Raw genomic sequence first — 25836 nt, 5'->3', positions numbered from 1 at the left:
AATCGCTCACTAATCACCACTTTAAAGGGCGACTTTAGCCGCTCTAGGATCAAGCAAACAATAACAGACGTCTACAATAAGATTTGCAATTATTACAAGAGCGGCCGAAAACAGCGTAACTCCAACCAAAACTTGCAAATCAAAAGTCTTAACAGCGTCTAAAAGAAGAGAACCCAACCCGTGCATAGAGAACACGCGCTCAGTTATAACCGCTCCACCAAGAAGACCGCCAAGATCTAAACCAAACATTGTAAATATTGGTAAAATCGCATTTCGCAAAGCATGATTTACTACAACATGTGAATCGGGCATGCCCTTTGCTCTTGCAGTTCGCACATAATCTTTACCAAATTCCCTAAGCATTGTAGAACGAGTAATGCGCGCATAAAAAGCGCCATTTATCAACGCTAAAACAATCCAAGCGAGTAGCAGATGCCAAGCCCAGTCAAAAGGATTAGCAAAGAAGCTAACATATCCGCCAGTAGGAAAAACTGGAATGTAAACCGCAAAAGCAATAATCGCCAGCAAACCAATTAGGTAGGTAGGAGACGAAATACCAATCGAAGATAACGCTACGATTAAGCGATCAATCCACGAATCACGCTTAACAGCTTGCAAAACGCCTGCAAATACGCCAATTAGCATCCACAAAACAGCAGCACCAATGGCGATTGATGCGGTAACTGGAAAACGACTAAAAATCAAACCAGTAACAGGCTCATTAAGCGCAAAGGACCATCCTAAGCAAGGAGCCGCGCAAACAATTGCGCTGGCAGATGCAGAATCACCAAAAGTACGGCCAACAAAAATACCCTGCAAATAGTTAAAAAGCTGACTATACCAAGGCAAATCAGTTCCCATAAACGCAGAAACTTGTGCTAAACGCTCAGGCGTGCAAGGTTTGCCGCACATAAGCTGCGCAGGATTTGTTGGAGTCATAAAGAAAATCAAAAACATTGCCATTGCAATAACAGCAATAACAGCCAAAGCGCTTGCAACGCGCCTAATAATGTAAAGAAAAACGCTCATGCTGCTATCTCCATTTTTGAAGAAAGCCAATCGCCCAGCATATTAAACCCGAGCGCAAGCAGGGACAAAGATAAACCTGGGAATATTAAATACCACGGGTCTACCAATGCCCACTGCACTGCGTCGGATATTGAGCGTCCCCACGAAGGCGAAGGCGGATTCATGCCAACGCCAAGAAATGACAGTGCCGCTTCGAGTGCAATACGGCCTGGTATAGAAAGTGTTGTATTAACAATGATTATTGGAAGCATGTTTGGCAAAATCTGATTGCGCAAAACATGAAAAGCACTGGCGCCCATAACTCTAGAAGCCACAGCAAAATGGCGATTTTTAAGGCTAAGTGTTTCGCCGCGAACCAATCGCGCCATGCTAGGCCAACCAAAAAAGCCGATTACAAGAGTTAAAAGAAGCGGACGCGGGAAAGTTTGAGGCACAATCGCAGAAAGCGCAATCGCAAAGATTAGGAACGGGAACCCAAAGAACACGTCCATAATGCGAGAAATTGCAAAATCAACAAAACCACCAAAATAACCAGCAATAACGCCAATTACAACGCCTAAAACAACGGAGATTGCAGTAGAAGCTAAGCCAATTCCAAGAGAGATTCTTGCGCCGTGAGAGATGATTGCGAATAAGTCAATTCCGCGCAATGGCGTTACGCCAAACCAATGTTTTGAGCTTATTCCGCCTATGCCTGTAGGCAACGAAGAATCCGACAAAACATCGGGATTTTCGCTATATGGATCATTACCTGTAATAAGAGTAAATAGGTCGGCAAAAATCGCCAATAAAACAAACAGTGAGATTATTGCAATTCCAACAATTGCGGTAACACTTGATAAGTCGCGCTTACTACGCGAATAAAATACACCGCCCCTTTTCATCGCCACTCATTTCGTTACCTGCACTTTCGTATTGCAATTTTTCTATAAAACCAACAAATACAAACATGAGTAGATTTGTACTGTCGTTATAACGAATCTATATGAAGGTATGGAAGTGTAGAAAATCGGAGTGTCGCATTGCTCAAATAAAACGTGCCGAGGTATTTAATAATACAACGGCACGTTTTTTGTTTAGTTAGCTAAAGATTTACGTAATGCTTAAACTACGCACGTTTAAGACTTACGCTAAGCTCGGTTGCGCTAGAATCAGCCTCTGTAACTTCAAAGCTAGTTGCCAAAGTTTCTTCCGCAATCAAATCACGGAACTGATTTACCTTAGCAACATCGGCTGCTGGCACGCTCAAAGTCAAAGCGATTCTATCGCTAATGTCTAAGCCGCTCTCCTTGCGCGCATCCTGAACAGCGCGAATAGCGTCGCGAGCGTAACCTTCCGCAAGCAAATCCGCCGTCAAAGCAGTGTCGAGCATAACAAAGCCGCCAGTTGGCATTGCAGCAGAAGCCGTATTTGCAGCTGCTTGAGCATCCGAAGACTCAACACGATTCACAAGCTCATATTCGCCTTGCTCAAGCGCAACTTCGCCATTTGGAGTGTTAACAACAGGAGCACCAGAGGCGTCAACACGCCAATCGCCACTCTTCGAAGCCTTAATAGCAAACTGCACTTGCTTACCCAAACGAGGGCCAGCCGCGCGAGCGTTAACCTTAAGCTCGTGAACAATCTTCAAACCATGGTTGCTTGCGTCTTCCAAAGTGCAGAATGTTACATTCTTCACATTAAGCTCGCGCTCAAGAACCTGCTCATATGGCTCTACAGCAGCCGTATTTTCTGCAACAACCGTCAAGTTTGCAAGAGGCTGGCGCACGCGCAACTGCTCCGCTTTACGCAACGAAAGCGTAGAAGACACAACCTCGCGAACCTTATCCATAGCAGCAACCAAAGCATCGTCATGCGCAAGAACCGCACCAAGCTCGGTGACTTCTCCAGCCTTAGGGTTCTTCTCGCCATCTGAAAGCATTTGCGGCTCCACCAAATAAGGCCAATCAGCCAAATGCACAGATTCGCCACCAGTAAGGCCACGCCACACAGCCTCCGCTTCCATAGGAGCAAGAGGAGCAATCGTGCGCATAAAGGCTTCCAACACAGTATAAAGCGTGTTGAAAGCAGCTTCATCTTCATTCCAGAAGCGGTCGCGACTGCCGCGAATATACCAGTTAGTAAGAACGTCAATAAAGTCACTAACGGCTGCGCAAGCATCGCTAATCGCAAAGTCGTTCAAACACTTTTCTACGCGCTCAACAAGCAAACGCGTGCGAGCAAGCAAGTAGCGATCCATGTTGCAAAGACCTGCAACCTCGTCCGCGCGAAGTCTACGAGCATCGTATCCCTTACCGCCATTTGCAGCATTCGCATACAGCGTAAAGAAGTAGTACGAGCTCCAAACTGGAAGCATAACCTGACGAACCGTATCCCTAATGCCGTCTGCAGTCACAATCAAATTGCCGCCGCGCAAAATTGGCGAAGACATAAGGAACCAGCGCATAGCATCCGAGCCGTACTCGTTAAAAACGCCATTAACATCTGGGTAATTGCGCAAATGCTTACTCATCTTCTGGCCGTCGGAACCAAGCACAATGCCGTGGCAAATCACGTTCTTAAAGGCTGGTCGGTCGAATAGAGCTGTAGCCATAATGTGAAGCGTGTAGAACCATCCACGAGTCTGGCCAATGTATTCAACAATGTAATCGCATGGGAAGTGCTCTTCGAAGAAGTCCTTGTTTTCAAACGGATAATGGAATTGCGCAAAAGGCATAGAACCAGACTCAAACCAGCAGTCAAGAACATCCGTAATGCGATGCATTTGCGACTTTCCAGTAGGATCGTCTGGGTTTGGTCGAGTAAGGCGATCAATATACGGACGATGCATATTCACATTGCCGTCGTCGTCGCGAGGATAATCACCAAAATCAGCCTTAAGCTCTTCCAAAGATCCGTACACATCTACGCGAGGATACTTTGGATCGTCGCTCACCCACACTGGGATTGGCGAGCCCCAGAAGCGATTACGGCTAATCGACCAATCGCGAGCATTAGAAAGCCATTTACCAAACTGGCCGTCCTTAACGTTTCCAGGAATCCAATTAATCTCTTGATTGAGCTCTAGCAAGCGCTTCTTAATCTTTGTAACCGAAACAAACCAGCTAGAAACAGGCTTATAAATAAGCGGAGTTGCGCAACGCCAGCAATGAGGATAGCTGTGCACGTAGCTTTTCTCTTGGAATAGCAACGCGCGCTGATCTTCTGGCATCTTGGCAAGCGGGCCGTCTCCTGCACGCAAGTTGCGCAAAATTGGCAAATTGGCGTCGAAAACATACAAGCCTTCGTAGTCTGGGCAATCACTTGTAAACTTGCAGCCAGCATCGAGTACGTCAACGCTGCGAATTTCGTGAGCGTTAAGCGTGTTCATATCGTCCTCGCCGTAAGGAGCCTGGTGAACAAGGCCAGTACCTTCTGCGGTGTCAACATAATCTGCAGTGAAAATCGTAAAAGCGTTAGGACCAGGAGTTCCACCCTCTGCGAGCGCAGAATCGCTTGCAAAGTATGGGAATACTGGATAGTAGCGCCAGCCAGCCATCTCAGCACCCTTAAGTTCGCGCACAACTTCGTAGTTTTCGCCAAGTTCCTTAGTGTAGGATTCAAGCAAAGGCTTGCCAATGTAGAACTTTTTACCAGCAAACTTGCCTTCAGTTGGGCGAACTTCCACGTAGTCAATGTCTGCACCAACTACGATTGCAAAGTTTGTTGGCACGGTCCAAGGAGTAGTGGTCCAGAATACTGCGTAAGCGTCGGCCTCATCGCGAAGCTTAACGGCCACGGAAACAGTGGTATCTTGACGATTCTGGTAAACATCTGCATCCATACGAAGCTCGTGCGCACTAAGAGGCGTCTGATCCTTAGGGCAGTACGGAAGCACGCGGTAACCCTTGTAAGCCAAGCCCTTATCGTAAAGCTGCTTAAAGGCCCACATAACGGATTCCATGTATGGAATGTTAAGCGTTTTGTAGCCGCGCTCAAAATCAACCCAGCGCGCCTGACGATGTACGTAGTTTTGCCACTCGTTTGTGTACTTCAAAACGCTAGCACGGCAAGCATCGTTGAACTTTGCGATGCCCATTTTTTCGATTTGATCAACCGACTCAATGCCGAGTTCCTTCTGCGCTTCCAACTCTGCTGGAAGGCCGTGAGTATCCCAGCCAAAAACGCGGTTTACTTTGCGCCCGCGCATGGTCTGATAACGCGGAACAACGTCTTTTGCATAACCTGTGAGCAAGTGGCCGTAGTGAGGAAGACCGTTTGCAAATGGAGGGCCATCAAAGAACACAAACTCGTTTTGGCTACCCTTGCCAGACGGGCGGTATTCGATTGACTTACGGAAAGTGTTATTTGCATCCCAGTATTGAAGCACTGACTCTTCAAGCTTTGGGAAAGAAGGATTTGGTGCAACTTGCGCACTGGCAGCTTCTTGTGCAGATGCGGCAACACTTACCTTTGGGTATACATTATTTGCGCACGACTTTTCGGCTGGATTAGTGGATTCGCTCACTGTGCTCTCCTCGCTCAACAGGGTGAATATTTCCCTGCGAGGACGACAGTTACTGCCGCGGTACCACCTCGCTTGCTGCAAAATACTTACGCAACTCTTGCAGCCTCTCGTGTTTGGCTATGCGGGCCAACCCCGTCGGTTCTAATAAGCGAGAATCTTACGAACACTCGCCGTTCTTCCGAAAACTCCCCGCCGATAACGGATCATCGCTTAAGTTAGAAATAATCTAACACTATCCCCTAACATTGGGAAGTTTCAAAATCTCATCTATGCCCATTATGGAATAAATTATTATGAGATCCTATACGCACAAACCTAATAACAGGAATATTATATCGATAATTATAAATGAGAATTACATCAAATTTTCCCTCTTGCAAATGCAATTCCCAATATCCACTGTACATTCCACGAGGATGGCTCAATTGGTGAGGATTGTAAGATTCAGGAACTTCTTCAAATTCATAAATACTGTCAATTAAGTCCTCTAATTCGTGTTTAATTGATGGATTCTCTCGAAGCAACCTTCGTAAATCTGCTTGGAATTGAGTATCAAAAATAATTTTCATGACATATTATCCAAAAATGCTTTAGCTTCATTAGCATTACTAAAAACAATACCATCTTCAGCAATTTTGCCATCTATAATTTGATTAGCGTGATTCATAGCTTTAAGTGTTGCTTCGTTGGGAACAGGCGTAACGAGCGACGGACTAATAGGTAGAGCTTGTTCACGTACTGCTTGCTTAAGAAACATGTTTAATGCAGTAGACATATCAAGACCTAAAGCATTAAATAAGACTTCTGCATCTTGCTTAGTTTTCTCATCTGTTCTGAAATTAATTCTTGCAACCGTGGAAACAACCATAAAAAAAACATCCTTCATTGTCATAATTACATACATTATATGTCTATTATACACACGCATGACAATTACAGTAAACAAGTAATAAAAAGTGCCCCGAATCAGAATCGAACTGACGACACCCACTTTAGGAGAGTGGTGCTCTATCCACTGAGCTACCGAGGCAACAAATGGCAATTATACACCATGGCGTAGTTTACACACCACAGAATAATCACGATTCAAGATTCGACTGCGTTCCAGCCGTAGCAGCCGTAGCGGATTGCTCCGCTTGAGCCGCGTCAAGCTTAGCGCGAACCGCAGCAAGCAAACCCTGAGCGCGCTTTGCTAACGCCTCTCCAAGCTCCCATTGATGCATAGATTGATCTAAAGTCAAGCCGCCAGCCTCAAGTGCTTTAACAGCTTGCACAAGCTTTTCGCGAGCCTCTTCGTAAGGCATTGCGTTAATCGCAGCTCGCTCTTCGTTGCTAAGCGTGCTAATCGCGTCAACTTTTGCACTTGCGTCTTTTGTTTCGTCACTCATAATCATCCTTTTCTAATTTTTTACTTAAGATTTTTTACTTAAAACTTTAAAACTTTAAAACTTTACGACTTTTCTACAGACGTAACGCTAGCTGTGATCAAGCCACTTTTAAGAGTGACTGTTATATCGTCTCCAGCTTTTACACGACTAGAATCGTCAAGCACTTTCCCACCGCTAATCTGCACAACCGCGTAACCGCGATTAAGCGTTGACTGCGGGCTAAGAGCCATAACACTGGCATGCGCCTTTTCAACAGTCAAGCTAGCGTCGTCAAGCAACCGCACCAAACCATGCCTCATGCGTTCAACCGCCTGCTGCACAAACAACTCGTGCGGCTCCAACATAGTGGTTGGCTGGGTAATACTTGGCCTATTTGCGTAGCCTTCAATAAGCTGAATCTCATTGCTAACTCGGGCAGAAATCCTCATTCGCGCATGTTGCAAAGCGTTATCAATCAACTGCCATTGCTCGTTAACGTCTGGAACAACGCGCTTTGCTGCATCTGTAGGCGTAGAAGCGCGCATATCTGCCGCCAAATCAATAAGCGTCCAATCGTCTTCGTGGCCAATCGCAGAAACAATCGGAGTTAAGCAAGCAGCCGTTGCGCGAACCACGCCCTCGTCTGAAAATCCAATCAAATCCTCAAAACTACCGCCGCCGCGCGCAACAATAATCACATCAACCTCTGGGTCGGCATCTAGCTGCTTAATTGCCGCAATGACGTCCGCTGGGCATTGCACACCCTGAACATGCGCGTGAACCACCTTAAAACGCGTTACAGGCCAGCGCAAATTAACGTTTGTAATAACATCTCCCTCGGCGCGAGCTTGAGGCGCGCACACCAGCCCAATGCACTTTGGAAACTCAGGCAGCGGCACCTTGTTTTCTGCGTCGAACAAGCCTTCGCCTTTAAGTTTTTTGCGCAACTCGTCTATTTGCGCCTTTAAATCGCCAGCACCAACACGCCTAATTTCGTCGGCAACAAAGCTCAATCGTGTTGCTTTTACCCAAATATCTGCCTTGCCGTGAACAACTACCCTATCTCCCTGACGCAAATCTTTAGCCTGCTGAACAAAATTGCTAAAGCCCATTATGGAGATTGAAACGTCTTCGTTGCTGTCTCTAAGCGTTATGTAGCCAGATGTAGACCTTCGCATGTTGATTTCAACAATCTGACCTTCTACCCAAGCCGCAGGCCACTTCTCTACAGCTCCATGGAACTTTTGGCTTATGACGCTTACTGGCCAAGGATTTTCAGCGCTTGTTTCGCTTGCATGCAAAGGTAAAGTCATATACCAAGTTTCTTTTAAAAGATGGACAATAAGCGTTTAAAAAATTCGCAATAAGCACAGAAAACACACAAAGCACGACACGCCGTGACTTGCAAATAAATCGATTGTGAGTATAGTTATTACTCGGCTCAAGAAAACGCCAACGCCCCTTTAGCTCAGTTGGCTAGAGCAGCTGACTCTTAATCAGCGTGTCCAGGGTTCGAATCCCTGAGGGGGCACAAACAAAACCCAAGCTTTGCGGCTTGGGTTTTTTCGTATGCGAATAGCAACAACACCAAGCAACACGCTAAGAATTGCGGCAAGTGCTATTAAAGACGAGTCGGAGCCAGTTGCTGGAATAGTTCCGCGCGATTTATGCGATGCGGAGTTAATTCCAGCAGCAGTTTTGTGCCTATTAGCAGACTTAGCAAAAGCTACACCATCTTTAGATGCACCATTCCTAGAAGCATCTGGCTTTTGATTAAGATGCGTATTAGTCGTATTGATATTTGCAGAGCCCGTATTAGGCGTTGTACCTATGTTTGGATCAGGCGTTATGTCTATATTCAAATACGGCTTAGGCAATATATCTGGTTCCGTCATGTGCGATTGACCAGAAGGGGATCCAGGCTGATCTGGCGTCGGCGCAGGTGTAGGCGTGACAGGCGTGACAGACGGATCCTGCGGATCTGACGGTTGAGGCTGCGGTTGAGGTTGAGGTTGCGGATCTGGCGTCGGCTCTGGTGCTGGCGGATTAGGCGCTGGCGGATTAGGCGGATCCGTGTTCGGGTTCGATTTTGCCTTTACAGTAAAGCTAGCGCTAAACTTACACTGCGATCCATCAACATAAGTAACCGTAACAGGAACATTAACAGTTTGATCTTCACTAGTTGCGTCAGGTATTTTAAAATCATCTACCGTAACCGTAGGCGCCTTGTAATAATACTTTGGAGTGCAAGGAGTTGAACTATCTTCTTCATCATTACAACTTTTATAGTAGGAATCACCAATCTTAATTGGATAAACCTTATCATTATCGTCATTATAATAATAAGGTCTGGAATCAGAACTAAATCCATCATCTGGATTATCATCATCATTTTGACAAGCGCTTGAACAATCCTCAGTATCATGATCACATAAATCACATGCAGTAGGAGTTTTACCTTCAGGAATCAAAGGATAGTTAAGTCTACTTGTTGTTGTAAATAATCCCTCGACTTGCTTTTTAACATCCGTTTTAATAGAATCTACAGTTGGCTGTTTAGCAGGCGGATTTTCGCTAGACGAATCAATATCTTTAATTTTCACATCACTGCTTTTAGCAGGCCACGTTTGAGCCATTGTTTTCGCATTAACAATAAAAGTAAAATTATCAACGGGATAGTAGCCTTCTATATTATTCTTAATCTCACCATTTTTGTAACATACAGGAAATTCAAAAGTTTGTTTACCAGGGAAAAAGGCTGTCTGATCGTCAGGCGAATTAGAATTGACGCCAACTCCCCAGGGATCATATGAACTAAATTCCAATCCTAAATCGCTTATTTTCCCTCTGTAGCCTTTTACTTCACTATTTTTTAGCTTCTCTAGCGCATTCCTAAAATCAATTGACTGACCAAAATTAACTTCTATATTTATATTGTTAATTACATATTGACGTATAAGAAGCCTTCCACTAAATCTAAAGTCTGGACCATAATGAACCGGACTCATTCCATTGTAGCCATCCTTTCCCAGTTTTTTATTTAACTTAAAATCGATTAATTTAACTCCATCATTTTTATCAATATTAATTAACTCATTTGTAAGAGTATATTTCCTGCGATAGAGGTCAAAATTATTCATATAAGCATACCAATAAGTAAAGCTGTAATCGTCATCTTTAATTTTTGTTGAATTCACAATTTGATTAAGATTATACCCATTTTTCGCATCAGAAGGAGTTATATTTTTTTCAATATGCTGGTCAGAAAAATCATACAGACTATCATATTTTTTCTGATACAAGTTAAAAATATCTTTATGATAATCAGCATAAAAAGCTGTATTCTTTGCAAGAGCATATGGATAAATTTTATCAATATTCGTAATATTATTTTTTTCAGCTTTAATATTTATAAGCTTGCCTGCACAAAGATTAGCAAGATTGTCTACGTTACTAATTTTGTTTTCACTTATGTCCAAAGATTCAAGATTTGTTAAACCAGCCAATTTAGAAATGTCACTTATATTATTATCACTCAAATCCAATGTTTTAAGATTTGTAAGAGTAGAAAGCGGCTTTAAATCAGAAATATTATTGTGATCTAATTTCAATTCTTCAAGATTTGGAAAATACTTTAAAAAGCTAATGTCACTAATGTCTTCAATGCTTAATCCAAGCTTTTTAATCTTCTCCATATCTGCTTTTTTAGGATTCCAATTATTTACAGAATCAGGCAAGGTAACATCATCAGTGTCATACTCTTTTATACTGTTATACAAAGCTTGTTTAAGTTTTGGATTATTAGCGAATAAATCGTTCGGATTTTCTGTGTCTTTTTGCTTTTTTGTTTTTTCTGCATCTGCAGCACCATTGGCGTTTAAGCTAGTTGCCTGGTTAGTGGTACCCCCCACTTGAATATTTTGCGCAAAAGCTGCATAAGCTGGCATTATGCCAAAAAGCATGCCAACAGCAATAATCGAAGCAACAAACAGCTTAAAAACTTTAGCCGTTAGACCACTTTTAATACGATTAACCAACATGCCAATAACCCCAGGCATAAACTCAACCTTCTTATTTAACAACTCAAATAAATGTTAACTCGTAAACACGGCCATAAGCCACTAGTCACTTATTTTAGTAACCATCTGGAACAATTACATAAAAATGAATAAAATACGAAAAATATAGAATACAAAAAGACCCCGCAAGAAAACTTACGGGGTCTTTTAAAGATTAGCTAAATATTTTCAGACTAGAAAATCAGAAAATACTAGGCAAGAATCTTGGTCACACGACCAGAGCCAACGGTACGGCCACCTTCACGAACTGCGAAGGTCAAGCCCTCTTCCATTGCGATAGCCTGAATCAACTCAACAGTGAAGGTTGCGTGATCGCCTGGCTGAACCATTTCGATGCCGTCTGGCAAGGTGATAACGCCAGTAACATCGGTGGTACGGAAGTAGAACTGTGGGCGGTAGTTGGAGAAGAATGGCGAGTGACGGCCACCTTCGTCCTTGGTCAAGACGTAAACTTCGCCTTCGAACTTGGTGTGTGGTGTCACAGAACCTGGAGCAGCCACAACCTGACCACGCTCAACGTCGGTACGGTTGATACCACGGAGAAGAAGACCAGTGTTATCGCCAGCCTCGGCCTCATCCATCTGCTTGTGGAAGGTCTCGATAGAGGTGACGGTGGTGGTCTGGGTATCGCGCAAACCAACGATCTCAACTGGGGTGTTGATTGGGAGCTTACCACGCTCAACACGACCGGTGACAACGGTACCACGACCGGAGATGGTGAACACATCTTCGATTGGCATCAAGAATGGCTTGTCAAGATCGTGAGTTGGGGTTGGGATGTACTCGTCAACAGCCTTCATGAGTTCCTTGACGGTCTCTACCCACTTGTCGTGATCTGGAGCGTCATCATGCAAAGCGCCGTAAGCGGAAGTACGGATGACTGGGCAATCGCGATCGAAGCCGTTTTCATCGAGGAGGTCACGAACCTCTTCTTCAACGAGGTCGATAAGCTCTTCGTCGTCAACCATATCGCACTTGTTCAAAGCAACAAGAATTTTTGGAACGCCGACCTGCTTAGCAAGCAAGACGTGTTCACGGGTCTGAGCCATTGGGCCGTCGGTAGCAGCAACCACGAGGATTGCGCCATCCATCTGAGCGGCACCGGTGATCATGTTCTTAACGTAATCAGCGTGGCCTGGAGCGTCCACGTGAGCGTAGTGACGTGCTTCAGTCTGATACTCGATGTGGGCGATGTTAATGGTAATACCGCGCTCCTTCTCTTCTGGAGCGGCGTCGATCTGATCGAAGTCATACTGAGGGTTCAGATCTGGATATTCGCCATGAAGCACCTTAGAAATAGCCGCGGTCAAGGTAGTCTTACCGTGATCAACGTGACCAATGGTACCAATGTTAACATGCGGCTTAGTACGCTCGTACTTTTCCTTTGCCATGTGTTTGTCCTCCTGGACGTCTCGTAGTTTGCCTCACATTCTTATGTGAAGCCTCTCGCTACATATTTACTGGGTTTCTGGGTTAGGTGCCACTTCGGTGCCAGAACCCAGTCAACGTAGGAAATTCTAGCGTTGACTAGGGACACAAAACACCGAAGTAGCGTGCGCTTTTACTCGCCGCGCTGGGCTTTAATAATCTCGTCCGATACGGCCTTTGGAACTTCCGCGTAAGAGTCCATCTGCATGGTGAACATTGCGCGTCCCTGAGTCTTGGAACGAAGATCACCAATGTAGCCGAACATCTCACTCAGTGGAACCTTAGCGTCAATAACCTTAACGCCAGTAGCGTCGGTCATAGACTGAATGTTTCCACGACGGGAGTTCAAATCGCCCATAACGTCGCCCATGTACTCTTCTGGAGTACGAACTTCCACGGCCATAATTGGCTCGAGGATTACTGGGTGAGCCTTAGGAGCAGCTTCCTTGAAGCACATGGAACCTGCAATCTTGAAGGCCATTTCCGAAGAATCAACGTCGTGAGTCTGACCGTCGGTAACGGTTGCCTTAACGCCAACCACTGGGAAGCCTGCCAAAACGCCAGATTCCATAGCTTCCTGCACGCCTGCGTCGATGGAAGGAATGAATTCCTTAGTAATGTGGCCACCAGTGACCTCGTTAACAAACTGATAGACTTCGCCAGATTCTGGATCGATTGGCTCGAAGTTCATCAAAACCTTTGCGAACTGGCCAGAACCACCGGTCTGCTTCTTGTGGGTGTATTCCTGGTTCATAACAGCCTTACGAATGGTTTCACGGTAAGCAACCTGTGGCTTACCAACATTCGCTTCAACCTTGAACTCGCGGCGCATACGATCCACAATAATGTCGAGCTGAAGCTCGCCCATACCAGAAATCAAAGTCTGACCAGACTCTTCGTCGGTCTTAACCTGGAAGGTAGGATCCTCGTCGGAAAGCTTAGCCAAAGCCAAGCTCATCTTTTCCTGATCTGCCTTCGTCTTTGGCTCCACAGCAACCTCGATAACAGGATCTGGGAATGTCATGGATTCCAAAGAAATTGGGCTCTTCTCGTCGCACAAGGTGTCACCCGTGCTAACGTTCTTTAAACCAACGAAGGTGTAAATGTTTCCAGCTTCTGCAGAATCTACAGGATTTTCCTTATCTGCGTGCATCTGGAAGATCTTACCAACGCGTTCCTTCTTGCTCTTGGTGGAATCGTACACGGAATCGCCTGGCTTAACTTCGCCAGAGTACACGCGCACGAACACAAGCTTTCCGTAGAACGGATGAGTAGAGATCTTAAAGACCAATGCAGCAAATGGATCTGTATTTACTGGCTTACGATCAATCTCAACAGATTCGTCGCTTGGATCAAAGCCCTTAATAGATGGAACATCTTCTGGGCTTGGAAGGAAGTCAACAACAGCATCCAGCATTGGCTGAACGCCCTTATCTTTAAATGCAGAACCGCAAGTTACTGGGAAGGCTTCACGAGCGATAGTAAGCTTGCGAATACCAATGCGAATCTCTTCTTCGGAAAGTTCTCCAGATTCAAGATACTTCTCAAGCAACTCTTCGTCGGCTTCTGCAACCTGATCCATAAGCTCGGCACGATATTCTTCTGCACGCTCTTGCAAGTCGGCAGGAATGTCAACGGTGTCGTAGTGGGCACCCATATCGTCCTTAACGTCATTCCAAACGTAAGCCTTCATACGAATCAAGTCAACAACACCAAGGAAGTCGTTTTCAGCGCCGATTGGAAGCTGAATAACGAGTGGCTTAGCGCCAAGCTTTTCCTTAATGGTCTTAACAGAATAGTAGAAGTCTGCGCCCAACTTATCCATCTTGTTGATGAAGCAAATACGTGGAACGCTATACTTATCTGCCTGACGCCAAACGGTTTCGGACTGAGGCTCCACGCCTTCCTTACCGTCGAACACTGCAACAGCACCGTCGAGAACACGCAAAGAACGCTCCACCTCAGCGGTAAAGTCAACGTGTCCTGGAGTATCGATGATGTTGATTTGATAGCGGTCATCAACGTCATGGGTTTGACGCTTCCAGAAGCAAGTGGTTGCAGCAGACTGAATAGTAATACCGCGTTCCTGCTCCTGCGCCATAAAGTCCATGGTGGAAGCGCCATCGTGAGTTTCACCGATCTTGTAATTCTTACCAGTGTAGTAAAGAATACGCTCGGTGGTAGTAGTCTTACCAGCATCGATGTGCGCCATGATGCCGATGTTACGAACCATATTCAGGTCGTTAAGCACATCTTGTGCCATATTAATATCCTTAGCTCTTTAAGATACCGATTATCTTGTGGATTACCAGCGATAGTGAGCAAAAGCCTTGTTTGCTTCTGCCATCTTGTGGGTATCCTCGCGGCGCTTTACAGAAGCACCCAAGCCATTGGAGGCATCGAGAATTTCGTTAGCCAAACGCTCAGCCATGGTCTTCTCGCGACGAACGCGGGAGAAGTCCGTAAGCCAGCGCAAGGACAAAGTGTTTGCACGAGCAGGCTTAACTTCGACTGGCACCTGGTAGGTTGCACCACCAACGCGGCGGGAACGAACCTCGAGGCTTGGACGAATGTTATCGAGAGCGCGCTTCAAAACAGAAACTGGCTCCTGCTCGGTCTTGGCCTTCACCTGCTCAAGAGCGGTGTAGACGATGTTTTCTGCGATGGACTTCTTGCCATCGAGAAGAATTTTGTTAATCAACTGAGCCACGACGGTCGAGCCGTAGATTGGATCAGGAAGCAGCTGATGCTTTTTTGCAGGTCCTTTACGTGACATGTTTTACTTCGCCTTCTTTGCTCCATACAGGGAACGACCCTGCTTGCGGTCCTTAACACCCTGGGTATCGAGAGCGCCACGCACGATGTGGTAACGCACACCTGGGAGATCCTTCACACGGCCACCGCGCACAAGCACAATGGAGTGCTCCTGCAAGTTATGACCTTCGCCTGGAATGTAGGCGGTTACTTCAATACCCGAGCTGAGGCGCACACGAGCAACCTTACGAAGCGCAGAGTTTGGCTTCTTAGGAGTGGTGGTGTACACACGAGTGCACACGCCACGACGCAACGGGCTACCTTTCAAGGCCAAAGTCTTTGACTTCTTAGGCTTGGCCTGACGTCCCTTACGGACGAGTTGTTCAATCGTAGGCAACTTAAGTTCTCCGATTCATTAATGTCTTCTATTTGGTGAAACCGCAGCACTGCAGCACACCTTAAACCTGAATCGGTTAAAGAGAAAAGCCACAGTCCACCGGCCCGATGGCCCTTGCGCCTCCAGCCACGCATTGCTGCGCGCTATCTTTGGCACTTGGGATATCCCAACGCGAGCACCTATAACATAAGGCGCACCGTTGGCACACACAAAGTACTATTATACACCTTTACGTGACAATTAAAAACCACTTAAGCAGACTATTTAAGAATTGGCCTTGCAGGCGCAGAAACATCTAAAAGCTGGCGATTGCCGATTTTACTTGGATCATTAATAATCGTTTCTACAATCGCCTTTTTAAGCTCTAAATCCGAAGAATCCCCCCAAACAACAAGCCTATGAATATCTCCGCTTGAGCTAGGGTAAGAAACTTCTGTTTCAACGGAATCCTGTGTTTTTGCGCTAACTCGCGTAACATGAGACCTAAAATCTTGCGAAAGCGAGCTTACAATTTTCAACGCTTCTTTAACAGCTTTACTGTTTAAACTTCTACGAACGTCGCTAACTTCTATAACAGGAATTCCACTTGTAGAAACATTTTGAACAGCATTTAAAATCCTGCCTCTAACGTCTACAGCTGTAAGTGTTTCGCCAACTTTGGCTTTAAGCATGGCAGCAGGTTTTTGCGCGCGGACCGTTATTTGCAAGCCTTGTGGGAACTGCTTTACAACCTTTGTTTCGGTTACGCCAGGTATGTTGTTTAACTGCTCAATTATTTGCTGAGAAGAAACTAAAAACAGCGACTTATCTACTTGGTTGGACGCAATAGACGCGATTTTTTGCTCACTAACCCACTCATTAGAGCCTATAATGCGTATATTCTTAGCATTCAAGCGGAAGAATGGCGATAAAAATAGCAGCCAGCAAAGCAATACAACTATTGCAACCGCAAGAAAAGTGTAGGCAAATCGCAGCAAGATAGTGCGCAATTTAGCGGAGTTCTTTTCTTTCTCTCTTGCACTAAAATCTATTACTTTAGGTCTAGATGCAATGCCAAGTGGACCAGCACTAGATTTTAAAGTTTGCTTTACAAAGTCAACTACAGAAAGTCTTCTTGCATCTACAAAAGCGTTTTTAGAGCGCGCATTTTTAACGGCATTATGCGCACTGTTAACTACATTAAGCGGGATATCTTGCACGCCATTTTGCACGCTATTTTGCACAACATTAGCCGACTCGATTTTTCTAGCAGACTTACCAGATTTTGCAACGCGCAACCTCTTAATAGATTCAGTAGATTCAGTAGATTCACTAGACACGTTAGATTTATTAGCACTCGCAGATTTACCAAAAATCACTCGTCCCATAACTACCACTCACCTACTTTCCTCTTGCATCTTTTCGCGATTTACTTGCGATTTACTTGCGATTTACTTATTTGGCGACTTACTTGCGACTTTACACACTATTTTGAGCGCAACTCTTCTAGCATAACAGACGTCATAGCAGTAATACTTCCAGCACCAACAGTAAACAGCACATCCCCACTATTCGCTCTGCGTGCAAGCAACAAAGCACCATCATTCATATCTTCTACAGCTTCAATATTGCAATTAAGTCCGCATTCTTTGGCTGCGTTAACAATAGTCGAAGCGTGAATATTTGGAAAATCTTCTTGCTTTTCTCGCGCTGGAAAAATACCAGTAACAATAACATCGTCTGCAAGAGATAGAGCAGAAGCAAATTCGTGCGCAAAAGAGCGCGTTCTAGAAAACAGATGCGGCTGGAAAAGCACGCGAATCGTAGAATCTGGATATCTTCTTCTTGCAGCGCGCAAAAGGGCGTCAATCTCTGTAGGGTGATGCGCGTAATCATCCACAACCGTTACTCCGCCAACGCATCCGCGAATGTCAAATCTTCTAGAAGCACCAAGGAAGCTAGAAGCTCCATTTGCAGCATCTTTTGAATCCATTCCCAAAAGCGTTGCAGCAATAATCGCAGCACACGCATTTCTGGCATTGTGCAGGCCTGGAATCATAAGACTAACGTTTGTAGAATCGCCATTAAAATCAATAACAAACGACTCGCTACCACTACCCGTCTTTTCGCTTTCGTGATTAATAAACGCAAATTTTACAAAGCTTTTTACCCTGTTGCTTAGGCAAGAAACACTGTTCTTGCTACTTGCGTAGGCGATTGTTTTTTTAAGAGAATCATCGCTTAAATCCTCTAAAACAGCGCGAGCGCCATCATCGTCTGCGCAAATCACAATGTATCCAAGAGCGTGGCTTAAATGTTCAACAAACGCTGCGCGATAATTTTGCGCGTTCTTGTAGTGGTCTAGGTGATCCGCTTCTACGTTTGTAACAATCGCAATATATGGGTTGTATTTTTCAAAGCTACCATCGGATTCGTCTGCCTCTGCAACCATAACGCTTCCGCGCCCAGCGTGGCCTCCGTCAACCTCGCCGCCGCCTTGCGCTTGAATCGAACCGCCAATCGCATAGCTTGGGTCTGCTAAATCGCCTTTGCCACAAACTTTTAAAATATGAGCCAAAAGAGAGCTTGTTGTAGTTTTACCATGCGCTCCAGCAACAGTCACGCCTTTTTTAGCGCTTAAAAGTAAAGATAAGATGTCACTTCTATGAACAAGTTTTACGCCATTTTCGGCGGCCGCCACTACTTCGGGGTTGCTTGGCTTAATAGCGCTAGAATACACAAGAACATCTGCATTTTTTACGTGACTTGCACTTTGACCAATCTGCACATTTACACCAAGTTCTTCTAGGCGTGTTGTGTGGTCACTTTCTTTGCTATCGCAGCCACTTACGCTAACGCCCTGCTCGTGTAGCATCTCGGCTAAAACGCTCATTCCAGCGCCGCCAATGCCAATAAAATGCACAGAACCTAAAGAAGATATAGTCTGATTTGCTCCAAACGCTGAGCGCATAGGGTTCATATTAATTTCCATGATTATTTTTGCTTTCTTTTGCAATTTTAAGAATATGCTCCGCCATTACGCTTGCAGCATTGCGAATGCCATATTTCCAAGCCTTTTCGCGCATTTGGCAAAGCTCGTCTGGGTTATTAAGCAATTCCAACGCGTTTACGCGAATCCAGTCATCGTTAAAATCGCAGTCGTTTACAATAATCGCTCCACCTGCGTCTGCAACAGGCTGAGCGTTAAAGCGCTGCTCTCCGTTTCCAATTGGAAGCGGCACGTAGATTGCTGGAACACCAATCGCCGAAACTTCTGCAACAGTTCCAGCTCCCGATCGGCAAATCACCAAGTCGGCGCAAGCAAAAGCCCAATCGATTCGCTCTAAATATTCACAAATATGGTAATCACCAAGTCCTGCATGTTCTGGCTTAATGTCGTTTATTTGATTAAGACCAGCCGAGCGCGAAACATTATCTTTAACCTCTTTAGATTTTCCGTTACCCGTAAGATGAATGATTTGCGCACATTTGAGTAAATCGCCAGCGGCCATAGATACAGCTTCGTTAATGCTTTTAGCACCCAAAGACCCGCCAGTTACAAGAACAATCGGCCTACTTGGGTCTAATCCAAGATGCTTAGCGCCTTCAAGTCTAGCTAAATCAATGTCTTGAGTAATCTTTGCACATAAATCCGATATGGATTTTCTAAGAGGAAGACCAACCCTTAAAGCCTTGCCATTAGACGCACTGCCATTAGGCGCCATTTTTGCGCGCAAACCAGTGTTATTGTAAACGCAACCAATCATGCTTGCCCAACGCGCACCAAGCTTATTCGCCATTCCTGCGCGAGCATTTTGCTCATGAATCACAATAGGCAAATGCATTTTGTGTGCTTGTGCATAAACTGGCGCAGACGCGTAGCCGCCAAATCCAACAACAATATCTGCATGCCTTTGCTCAAGAATCTTAGCAACCTTGCGCGTTTCTACAATCCACTTAAAAGGAAACTTAAGCATGTAAAGATTAGGTTTTCTAGGGAATGGAACTTTTTCAATAACATCTAGCGGCAGCCCTGCTTTAGGAACCAGAGTTTTTTCTAAGCCAGCATTAGTGCCAACAACGCTAATTTCTATCGACTTATCTAAATCTTTTAGTGCGTCTGCTACGGAAAGAAGAGGATTAACGTGACCAGCAGTGCCCCCGCCTGCTAGAACAACATGCAAAGAATTGCTGTCTTTATCTTGCACCAATTTAGTCACCTACAATCTGCTTACTTAAAAATCCCAATCAGAAATCCCAATCAGAACAAGTCTAATTTAAAACTTTAATATACTACCTAACAATTGATTCAGTTTTAACTAAAATTTTTGCAAAAAGCGGATTTTACACCAAGCTTTCCTACAAATTAACGTCCGCTTGCTTTCGATTTGGCGCGCTTGAATGTCCATTTATTACCAAGTTTTATATTTGGATTACTCTTAATAAAACTATCCGCAACGCCCATTGCAAGAAGACACATAACAAGCGAAGATCCGCCTGCGGAAACAAACGGCATAGGAACGCCCATAACTGGCAAAAGCTGAACAACAACCAAAATATTTATTAAGCCTTGACCAACAATCCAAGTGGCAATACTAATAAGAGATATTGAAACAAGCTTATTTGTTGACTGCAAAGCGGAAGTTAACAGGCACCAGCCAATCACAATATAAAGAAGAATCACACAAGAAGCAACAACAAATCCCATTTCTTCGCCAATGATTGCAAAAATAAAATCGTTGTGAGCATACGGCAAATAATTCCACTTTTCCCTAGAATTGCCTATGCCAACGCCCATGATTCCGCCAGAAGCCATTGCATATTGTGCGTGAATCGCCTGGAAGCAAACGCCTCTAATTGACTTTGCATCGCAACCCTGAATAGTGGCAAGAATACGACGCATACGATTTTGGCTAGTAACAACAAGCAGCAAAACCGCAGCACACGCCGTTATAAGAGCCACAACAAGCCATTTTGTAGGGAATCCGCCTACATAAAACGCAACAATAGCAATTAGCAAAATAATAAGAGCGGTACCAAGATCCTTGCCTGCAACAACTAAAAGAACCGAAACACCTAGAGCTGCAACAGTTGGAATATAGGCTCGCATAGCAACACGCTTATATGCCTTTTTTGCAAGAATAAGTGCCATTGGAAGCCAAATGCATATAGCAAGCTTTGTGATTTCTGCTGGCTGCATTGTAAACGGACCTATTTTAATCCAGCTAGCATTGCCATTAACCTCGTGCCTAATGCCTGGTACAAAAGTCAAAAATTGCATAAAAACCGATATTGCGTAAATTACAATAATCTTACTTTTATAGAAATCGACTGGTAAATGCGAAAAAACCAAATATCCAATAAGGCCAATAATGCAATAAATCAGCTGGCTTATTCCAGAACCCCAAGGGCCAGCTCCATAAGTAATCATTGTTACCGAAGAGCTTGAAAACACCATAAATAAGCCAAAAACGGTTAATATTACAACGGATATTCTTAGTCCAAAAAGGCACCACAATGGGTTGAAAATACTGCGAATACCAACATATTGCTTAAAAGCCTTGGCATTCTCGCTAAGAGAATCTTGAACACTAGAAAAACTGTCGGAATTATTGGTCTTAGCTGCGGATTGCTTTGTGGCAGAAGACTTTGTACCAAAAGACTTTGTGCCAAAAATACGTCTTCTAAGCTTTTTTGCAGGTTTATTGTTAGATGAGCTATCTTTTCTATTGTTCTCATTCATGGCACTTAACCCACTGCTCAGATTCTTTAGCAAAACGATTTCCTCGATCTGCATAAGAAACAAACTGATCCATAGAGGCGCATGCTGGCGCTAAAAGAACAACATCTCCAGGCTGCGCGTACCTTCCAGCAGCTTGAACAGCTGTAGAAATGACTTTTTGCCCAAGCGAGGAATCAGCGTTAGAAATTGGCGAATTCTGAGCTTTTTTAACAAGCGAATCATTTGCATAATCAAAAGACTCATAGCTTTCACCGTTTGCGGAAACAATTGTTACAGGAATATCTTGCCCCTGAGCGTTAAGAGCCTGAACAATTGGATTTTGATCTAAACCAATAACAACAGCAGCCTTAATAATATTGCGATTTTGCTTAACTAAATCTTCAAAATGACCGCCCTTTGCAAGGCCTCCAGCAATCCAAATAACGGATTTTTTACCAAAACTAGAAATAGAGGCGGCAGCAGCATGAGCGTTAGTTGCTTTTGAATCGTCCACAAAACGAATCGCGTGGTCTGGAAGATTATCTTCAGCGTTTAAAGTAGCTACTGTTTGAATCCTATGCCCTCCTGGAGCAAAGTTACGCAATGCCTTAACTGCATTTTCAACGTCTTGTTTTAAGCCAAGAGTTAGCGCTAACGCAGTTAATGCATCTGCAAGAAGATGCGGATACACGCTTCCATCTGGCTCACATAAATGCTTTAGTTTATTTAAAGCCACTATTTTGTTTGCTTCGCCAACTTTTGCACCAGCAACGCCACTTTTGTCTACAATCCAACCATCTTCAACGCCTATTTCTCCAGATTTTGGAGCGCAAAGCGTAAAACCAATTTTTTTGCAACCATCTTTAACTTGTGCAATCTTTGCTAATTCGCTAACGCGTGAATCTTGAGCATTGTACACAAGCGCTTTTTTAACGCCATTAAAAACTTTAGACTTATCTTTTGCATAGGCTTCGATTCCGCCATGCCAGTCTAAATGATCGGCCGCAATGTTAGTAATCGCAGCGCAATCTAACTCTAAGGAATCCGTAAAATGTAGCTGGAAAGAGCTTAATTCAACGCATAATGCATCGTGCTCTTTTTCTAGCGCAGCATGAGAAACCGACTTGCCAATATTGCCAACAGCAGGAGCATCTAGGCCGCAAGCAGTAAGCATCTGAGATGTCATTTCGGTTGTAGAAGTTTTGCCATTTGTTCCAGTAATTCCAATCCATGCGGCTGGAAGACTTGTTTTAAGCGACTTTACGCGCACAAGCCATGCAAGTTCTACCTCACTAATAACTGGAATATTGCGCTTTTGAGCCTCTAAAATAAAAGGTGTTCTAGGGTTAAAAACTGGCGATGTTACAACAGCATCAATCTTGGTCCAGTCGATTTTGGAAAAATCGTGGATTTGAGCTTCCGCCTTGCGTTCGTCTGCGCTAATCGCGTTAGCTCCAACAGTTTTAAGCACTTCCATGGCACCTATACCAGAAACACCTAATCCTGCTACAAGAACATTATGGAACGGGAATTCAGTGTGTAAAGAGAACTCCTTGCATAAATCATTTGCAACGCTGCTCATATAATCACCCTTACTAATCGCAATTGTATAGGTATAGCAATTGTATAGCCATTATTAATCGGTGAACCTGCTAAATCAAGAGTCCAGAACGACCTGCCCAATCCGCATAGAATGTCATCAACGCGGATAGAACAAACATAAGCTCAATCATCCAAAAACGAACAACAACCTTGCCTTCTGCCCATCCAACAAGCTCAAAATGGTGATGGATTGGAGCCATTTTAAACACTCGTTTATGTGTCATTTTAAAGCATCCAACTTGGATTACGTCACTGCAGGTTTCCATAACAAATAATCCGCCTAAAATAACAGCCAAAAACTCCGTGTGAGTGGCGATTGAAAGCGCGGCAAAAAGACCACCTAAAGCCAAAGACCCAGTGTCTCCCATAAACACCTGAGCAGGATTTGAGTTGTACCACAAGAACCCAAAGCAGGCAACGGCTGCGCAAACGGAGATAATGGTTAAATCAAGCGGATCCGAAACGGCATAAGAGAATCCAAAATGGCCACCGCCTTTAACGTGATAACTCTCCCAAAAAGCAATCAAAGCATATCCCGCAAAAGCAATCATAGAGGATCCAGCAGCAAGGCCATCTAATCCGTCTGTAAGATTTACTGCATTAGACCACGCAGCCATTAAAAAGTTTACCCAAACAATAAAAATTACGATTCCAGCTACTCTGCCAAACATTGAAAAATCAAAGAATGGTTTTTCTATAAAACTCATGCCAGGCTGAGCGCTTGCAATACCAGACTGAGTTGGAAGCATAAGAGCTAAAACAGCGTAAATGCTTGCAAAAATAACCTGACCAAACAGCTTTGCGCGCACAGAAAGACCAAGATTCTGCTTTTTCCTTACCTTTGCAAAATCATCAATAAAGCCAAGAAAACCCATTGAAAGCATGGCAAAAAGAACAAGAACAGCAGACCAAGACGGCGTTCTACCAACGGAAAAATACCTGTAAAGTGCGGAAGCAGCCCATCCAACTACAACAGCGAGGTTTATAACAACACCACCCATAGTAGGTGTTCCGCGCTTAACTAAGTGAGATTGTGGACCGTCTTGACGAATGTATTGTCCGTAATTTAAGCGGTGTACTAGGCGGATTAAAAGCGGTGTGCCAACAATCGTCACTATTAGCGACACCACTATTCCCACAATAAGCGCAATCACAGGTTAACCTCCGTATGTTTGTTAAGACCATTGCTAGAGCCATTGCTAAGTTTAGCCCAACTTTCAGCCAAAGCACTTAGTCCCGAAGCGTGAGACCCCTTTAGTAACACAACAGTACTAGGATGCTCGGCCACAAGACTCCAAACAATGTTATTTGCCTCAGAGCAATCATGCACAAAATACACACTGTTTTTAGAATCACAATTAGAATCACAATTAGAATCATCAGTTTTATTTTGATGATTATCTCTATTTTGCCAATTATCTTTAGCACCTTTAGCTATACAAGAAGCTAACTCATCTAACTTTTCACTTAAAGTTGACCCAACCGTAATTATTGCATCAATATTGCGTTTTGCAACGTATTCGCCAATAGATTCATGCATTTTATTTTCATTAGACCCAAGTTCTAACATTGAGCCTAAAACTGCGATTCTAAAAAGCTTAGTGCATGCGGAATCAGCAGAATGTGCGGATTGAGCGGACTGAGCGGACTGAGCGGACTGAGCGGATTCGTAAGAGCATAATCCGTCAATTCCAGCTTTCATAGAATCTGGATTTGCGTTAAAGGAATCGTCAATAAGTGTAAATTTTTTATCATCTTTGCAAATAACAGAAATCTGCATGCGATGCGGGCTAATATGCGAAACTTTATTCAAAACTAAAGCAATGTTTTTAAGACTCATACCAAAATATCTTGCAACATTCGCAGCAGCTAATGCATTCATAACGTTGTGCGCTCCAGGAAGCGCAAGATGCACACTGGCACTGTTTTCGCGAATCTGATTGTTTGCGCAAGTCTGACTGTTTTTGTTTTCGATAATCGAAAATTGCGCACAACCACTTTCATCTAAAGAAATATCTTGTGCATGTAACTGATAATTCTCATTATTCGCTGCATCAAAATTGACATTATTATTAACATTCAATCCAAACCAGCGGATTTTATCTTTATCGGCAAGCTCACTCATTGCCGCAACGCGAAAATCATCAGCATTTAAAATTGCCACTCCGTGCGGCAAAAGCCCCCTAACAATCTCACTCTTAGCCTGAGCAATTTTTTCTACGGAGCCAAACTCGCCCAAATGAGCAACACCAACTTTTAACACAACCGATAAATCTGGAGGCGCAATAGTTGTGAGCATTGAAATCTCACCAACATGATTTGCACCCATCTCTGCAATAAGGAATCGCGTATTCTCGTTTACATGCAAAGAAGTTAACGGCAATCCAATTTCGTTATTAAATGACCCAACTGGCGCAACCGTGTTTCCAAGCGTTGAAAGAAGAGCATTAAGCATGTCTTTTGTTGTTGTTTTTCCAACGGAACCTGTTATACCAATAACGCTAAAAGGCGTGTTTAACGCGCGGCGGCGCACCAGATTGTGCTTTGCTAAAAGTCCAAGTGCTTCAACCGAATTTTTAACAACAATTTGAGCAATTTTGTTCTGCACACTTTTATCGAGCAAAACAGCGTGTTCTACAATCGCCGCTTTAGCTCCAAGCTGCGCTGCTTTTTGCACAAAATCATGACCGTCAACGCGTTCACCTTTTATAGCAACAAATACCGCACCGCAAGAAACGTTGCGAGAATCGCTTGTAGCACAAATAACAGTGTCATTGCTGTTTACCGAATCAGAATGTGCAGAATCACAACTTGCAGAATCACATAGAAGCTCGGTTGCATTAACCGCATCTGCCACTTCTTTAATGCTCATAGGCATCATACGCAAACTTGCTTGCGCTGAAACATTTTCCGTAATTTTGTTTTGCATACTATTTTGCTTTGTTGAAAACATTATTTGCTCTTAAACATTT

General features: G+C 44.1%; 19 protein-coding genes and 2 tRNA genes. 1 reads left to right on the top strand and 20 read right to left on the bottom strand.

Translation table 11 applies throughout. From position 1 onward, the window contains the following. Positions 1-21: 21 nt before the first annotated feature. The 8 genes from HMPREF3216_RS05520 to xseA form a co-directional block, all read right to left on the bottom strand. Positions 22-1029 carry an ABC transporter permease gene (locus HMPREF3216_RS05520; RefSeq protein WP_060787299.1) on the bottom strand — a complete coding sequence of 336 codons (1008 nt, stop codon included), beginning with the start codon at positions 1027-1029 and terminating at the stop codon, positions 22-24. After that, the gene (locus HMPREF3216_RS05515; protein ID WP_060787298.1) at positions 1026-1913 is read right to left on the bottom strand and encodes an ABC transporter permease; all 888 of its coding nucleotides are present in this window, start codon (positions 1911-1913) and stop codon (positions 1026-1028) included. Before HMPREF3216_RS05515 ends, HMPREF3216_RS05520 begins: the two co-directional genes overlap by 4 nt. Before the next feature lie 224 nt (positions 1914-2137). Further along, entirely contained in the window at positions 2138-5536 is a 3399-nt protein-coding gene (gene ileS / locus HMPREF3216_RS05510; protein ID WP_060787297.1) for a mupirocin-resistant isoleucine--tRNA ligase, read from the bottom strand. Positions 5537-5799: 263 nt separating this feature from the next. Continuing rightward, a complete protein-coding gene (locus tag HMPREF3216_RS05505) occupies positions 5800-6105 on the bottom strand; it encodes a type II toxin-antitoxin system RelE/ParE family toxin (protein WP_060787296.1) in 306 nt (101 codons plus the stop codon). Further along, entirely contained in the window at positions 6102-6428 is a 327-nt protein-coding gene (locus HMPREF3216_RS05500) for a type II toxin-antitoxin system RelB/DinJ family antitoxin (protein WP_196485434.1), read from the bottom strand. Before HMPREF3216_RS05500 ends, HMPREF3216_RS05505 begins: the two co-directional genes overlap by 4 nt. Before the next feature lie 65 nt (positions 6429-6493). Beyond that, a tRNA-Arg gene (locus HMPREF3216_RS05495) sits at positions 6494-6566 on the bottom strand. A gap of 49 nt (positions 6567-6615) precedes the next feature. Further along, on the bottom strand, positions 6616-6924 hold the full coding sequence (locus tag HMPREF3216_RS05490) for an exodeoxyribonuclease VII small subunit (protein WP_060787294.1): 309 nt from the start codon (positions 6922-6924) through the stop codon (positions 6616-6618). 62 nt (positions 6925-6986) lie between these two features. After that, a complete protein-coding gene (xseA, locus tag HMPREF3216_RS05485; RefSeq protein WP_060787293.1) occupies positions 6987-8216 on the bottom strand; it encodes an exodeoxyribonuclease VII large subunit in 1230 nt (409 codons plus the stop codon). A 144-nt stretch (positions 8217-8360) separates the two neighbouring features. On the opposite strand from xseA, the gene HMPREF3216_RS05480 reads away from it, so the two are divergent. Further along, positions 8361-8434: transfer RNA gene (locus tag HMPREF3216_RS05480), tRNA-Lys, on the top strand. Here HMPREF3216_RS05480 and HMPREF3216_RS06275 read toward each other — a convergent pair. From HMPREF3216_RS06275 to HMPREF3216_RS05410, 12 genes are all read right to left on the bottom strand, one after another. After that, the gene (locus HMPREF3216_RS06275) at positions 8400-10961 is read right to left on the bottom strand and encodes a leucine-rich repeat domain-containing protein (RefSeq protein ID WP_081091010.1); all 2562 of its coding nucleotides are present in this window, start codon (positions 10959-10961) and stop codon (positions 8400-8402) included. The two genes, HMPREF3216_RS05480 and HMPREF3216_RS06275, sit on opposite strands and share 35 nt — an antisense overlap. Positions 10962-11173: 212 nt before the next feature. Then, on the bottom strand, positions 11174-12373 hold the full coding sequence (tuf, locus tag HMPREF3216_RS05460; RefSeq protein ID WP_060787289.1) for an elongation factor Tu: 1200 nt from the start codon (positions 12371-12373) through the stop codon (positions 11174-11176). A 170-nt stretch (positions 12374-12543) separates the two neighbouring features. After that, entirely contained in the window at positions 12544-14673 is a 2130-nt protein-coding gene (gene fusA / locus HMPREF3216_RS05455; RefSeq protein WP_060787288.1) for an elongation factor G, read from the bottom strand. A 42-nt stretch (positions 14674-14715) separates the two neighbouring features. Beyond that, on the bottom strand, positions 14716-15186 hold the full coding sequence (rpsG, locus tag HMPREF3216_RS05450) for a 30S ribosomal protein S7 (protein WP_004127577.1): 471 nt from the start codon (positions 15184-15186) through the stop codon (positions 14716-14718). 3 nt (positions 15187-15189) lie between these two features. Continuing rightward, a complete protein-coding gene (gene rpsL, locus HMPREF3216_RS05445; protein ID WP_003813881.1) occupies positions 15190-15561 on the bottom strand; it encodes a 30S ribosomal protein S12 in 372 nt (123 codons plus the stop codon). A 260-nt stretch (positions 15562-15821) separates the two neighbouring features. Further along, on the bottom strand, positions 15822-16928 hold the full coding sequence (locus HMPREF3216_RS05440) for a cell division protein FtsQ/DivIB (RefSeq protein WP_060787287.1): 1107 nt from the start codon (positions 16926-16928) through the stop codon (positions 15822-15824). Between the two features lie 98 nt (positions 16929-17026). Beyond that, the gene (murC, locus tag HMPREF3216_RS05435) at positions 17027-18532 is read right to left on the bottom strand and encodes a UDP-N-acetylmuramate--L-alanine ligase (RefSeq protein WP_060787286.1); all 1506 of its coding nucleotides are present in this window, start codon (positions 18530-18532) and stop codon (positions 17027-17029) included. Then, on the bottom strand, positions 18522-19760 hold the full coding sequence (locus HMPREF3216_RS05430) for a UDP-N-acetylglucosamine--N-acetylmuramyl-(pentapeptide) pyrophosphoryl-undecaprenol N-acetylglucosamine transferase (protein ID WP_155639686.1): 1239 nt from the start codon (positions 19758-19760) through the stop codon (positions 18522-18524). Before HMPREF3216_RS05430 ends, murC begins: the two co-directional genes overlap by 11 nt. 146 nt (positions 19761-19906) lie before the next feature. After that, a complete protein-coding gene (locus HMPREF3216_RS05425; RefSeq protein ID WP_060787285.1) occupies positions 19907-21283 on the bottom strand; it encodes an FtsW/RodA/SpoVE family cell cycle protein in 1377 nt (458 codons plus the stop codon). Continuing rightward, positions 21276-22844, bottom strand: a complete 1569-nt coding sequence (murD, locus tag HMPREF3216_RS05420; protein ID WP_060787284.1) for a UDP-N-acetylmuramoyl-L-alanine--D-glutamate ligase — start codon at positions 22842-22844, stop codon at positions 21276-21278. The genes HMPREF3216_RS05425 and murD overlap by 8 nt, the downstream gene beginning before the upstream one ends. Before the next feature lie 70 nt (positions 22845-22914). Further along, a complete protein-coding gene (mraY, locus tag HMPREF3216_RS05415) occupies positions 22915-24018 on the bottom strand; it encodes a phospho-N-acetylmuramoyl-pentapeptide-transferase (protein WP_060787283.1) in 1104 nt (367 codons plus the stop codon). After that, on the bottom strand, positions 24015-25817 hold the full coding sequence (locus tag HMPREF3216_RS05410) for a UDP-N-acetylmuramoyl-tripeptide--D-alanyl-D-alanine ligase (protein WP_081091009.1): 1803 nt from the start codon (positions 25815-25817) through the stop codon (positions 24015-24017). The genes mraY and HMPREF3216_RS05410 overlap by 4 nt, the downstream gene beginning before the upstream one ends. Positions 25818-25836 lie beyond the last annotated feature (19 nt).

This window comes from Gardnerella vaginalis (genome assembly GCF_001546455.1).
Taxonomy (GTDB): domain Bacteria; phylum Actinomycetota; class Actinomycetes; order Actinomycetales; family Bifidobacteriaceae; genus Bifidobacterium; species Bifidobacterium vaginale_B.
This window is presented reverse-complemented; position numbering and strand designations above follow the sequence as displayed.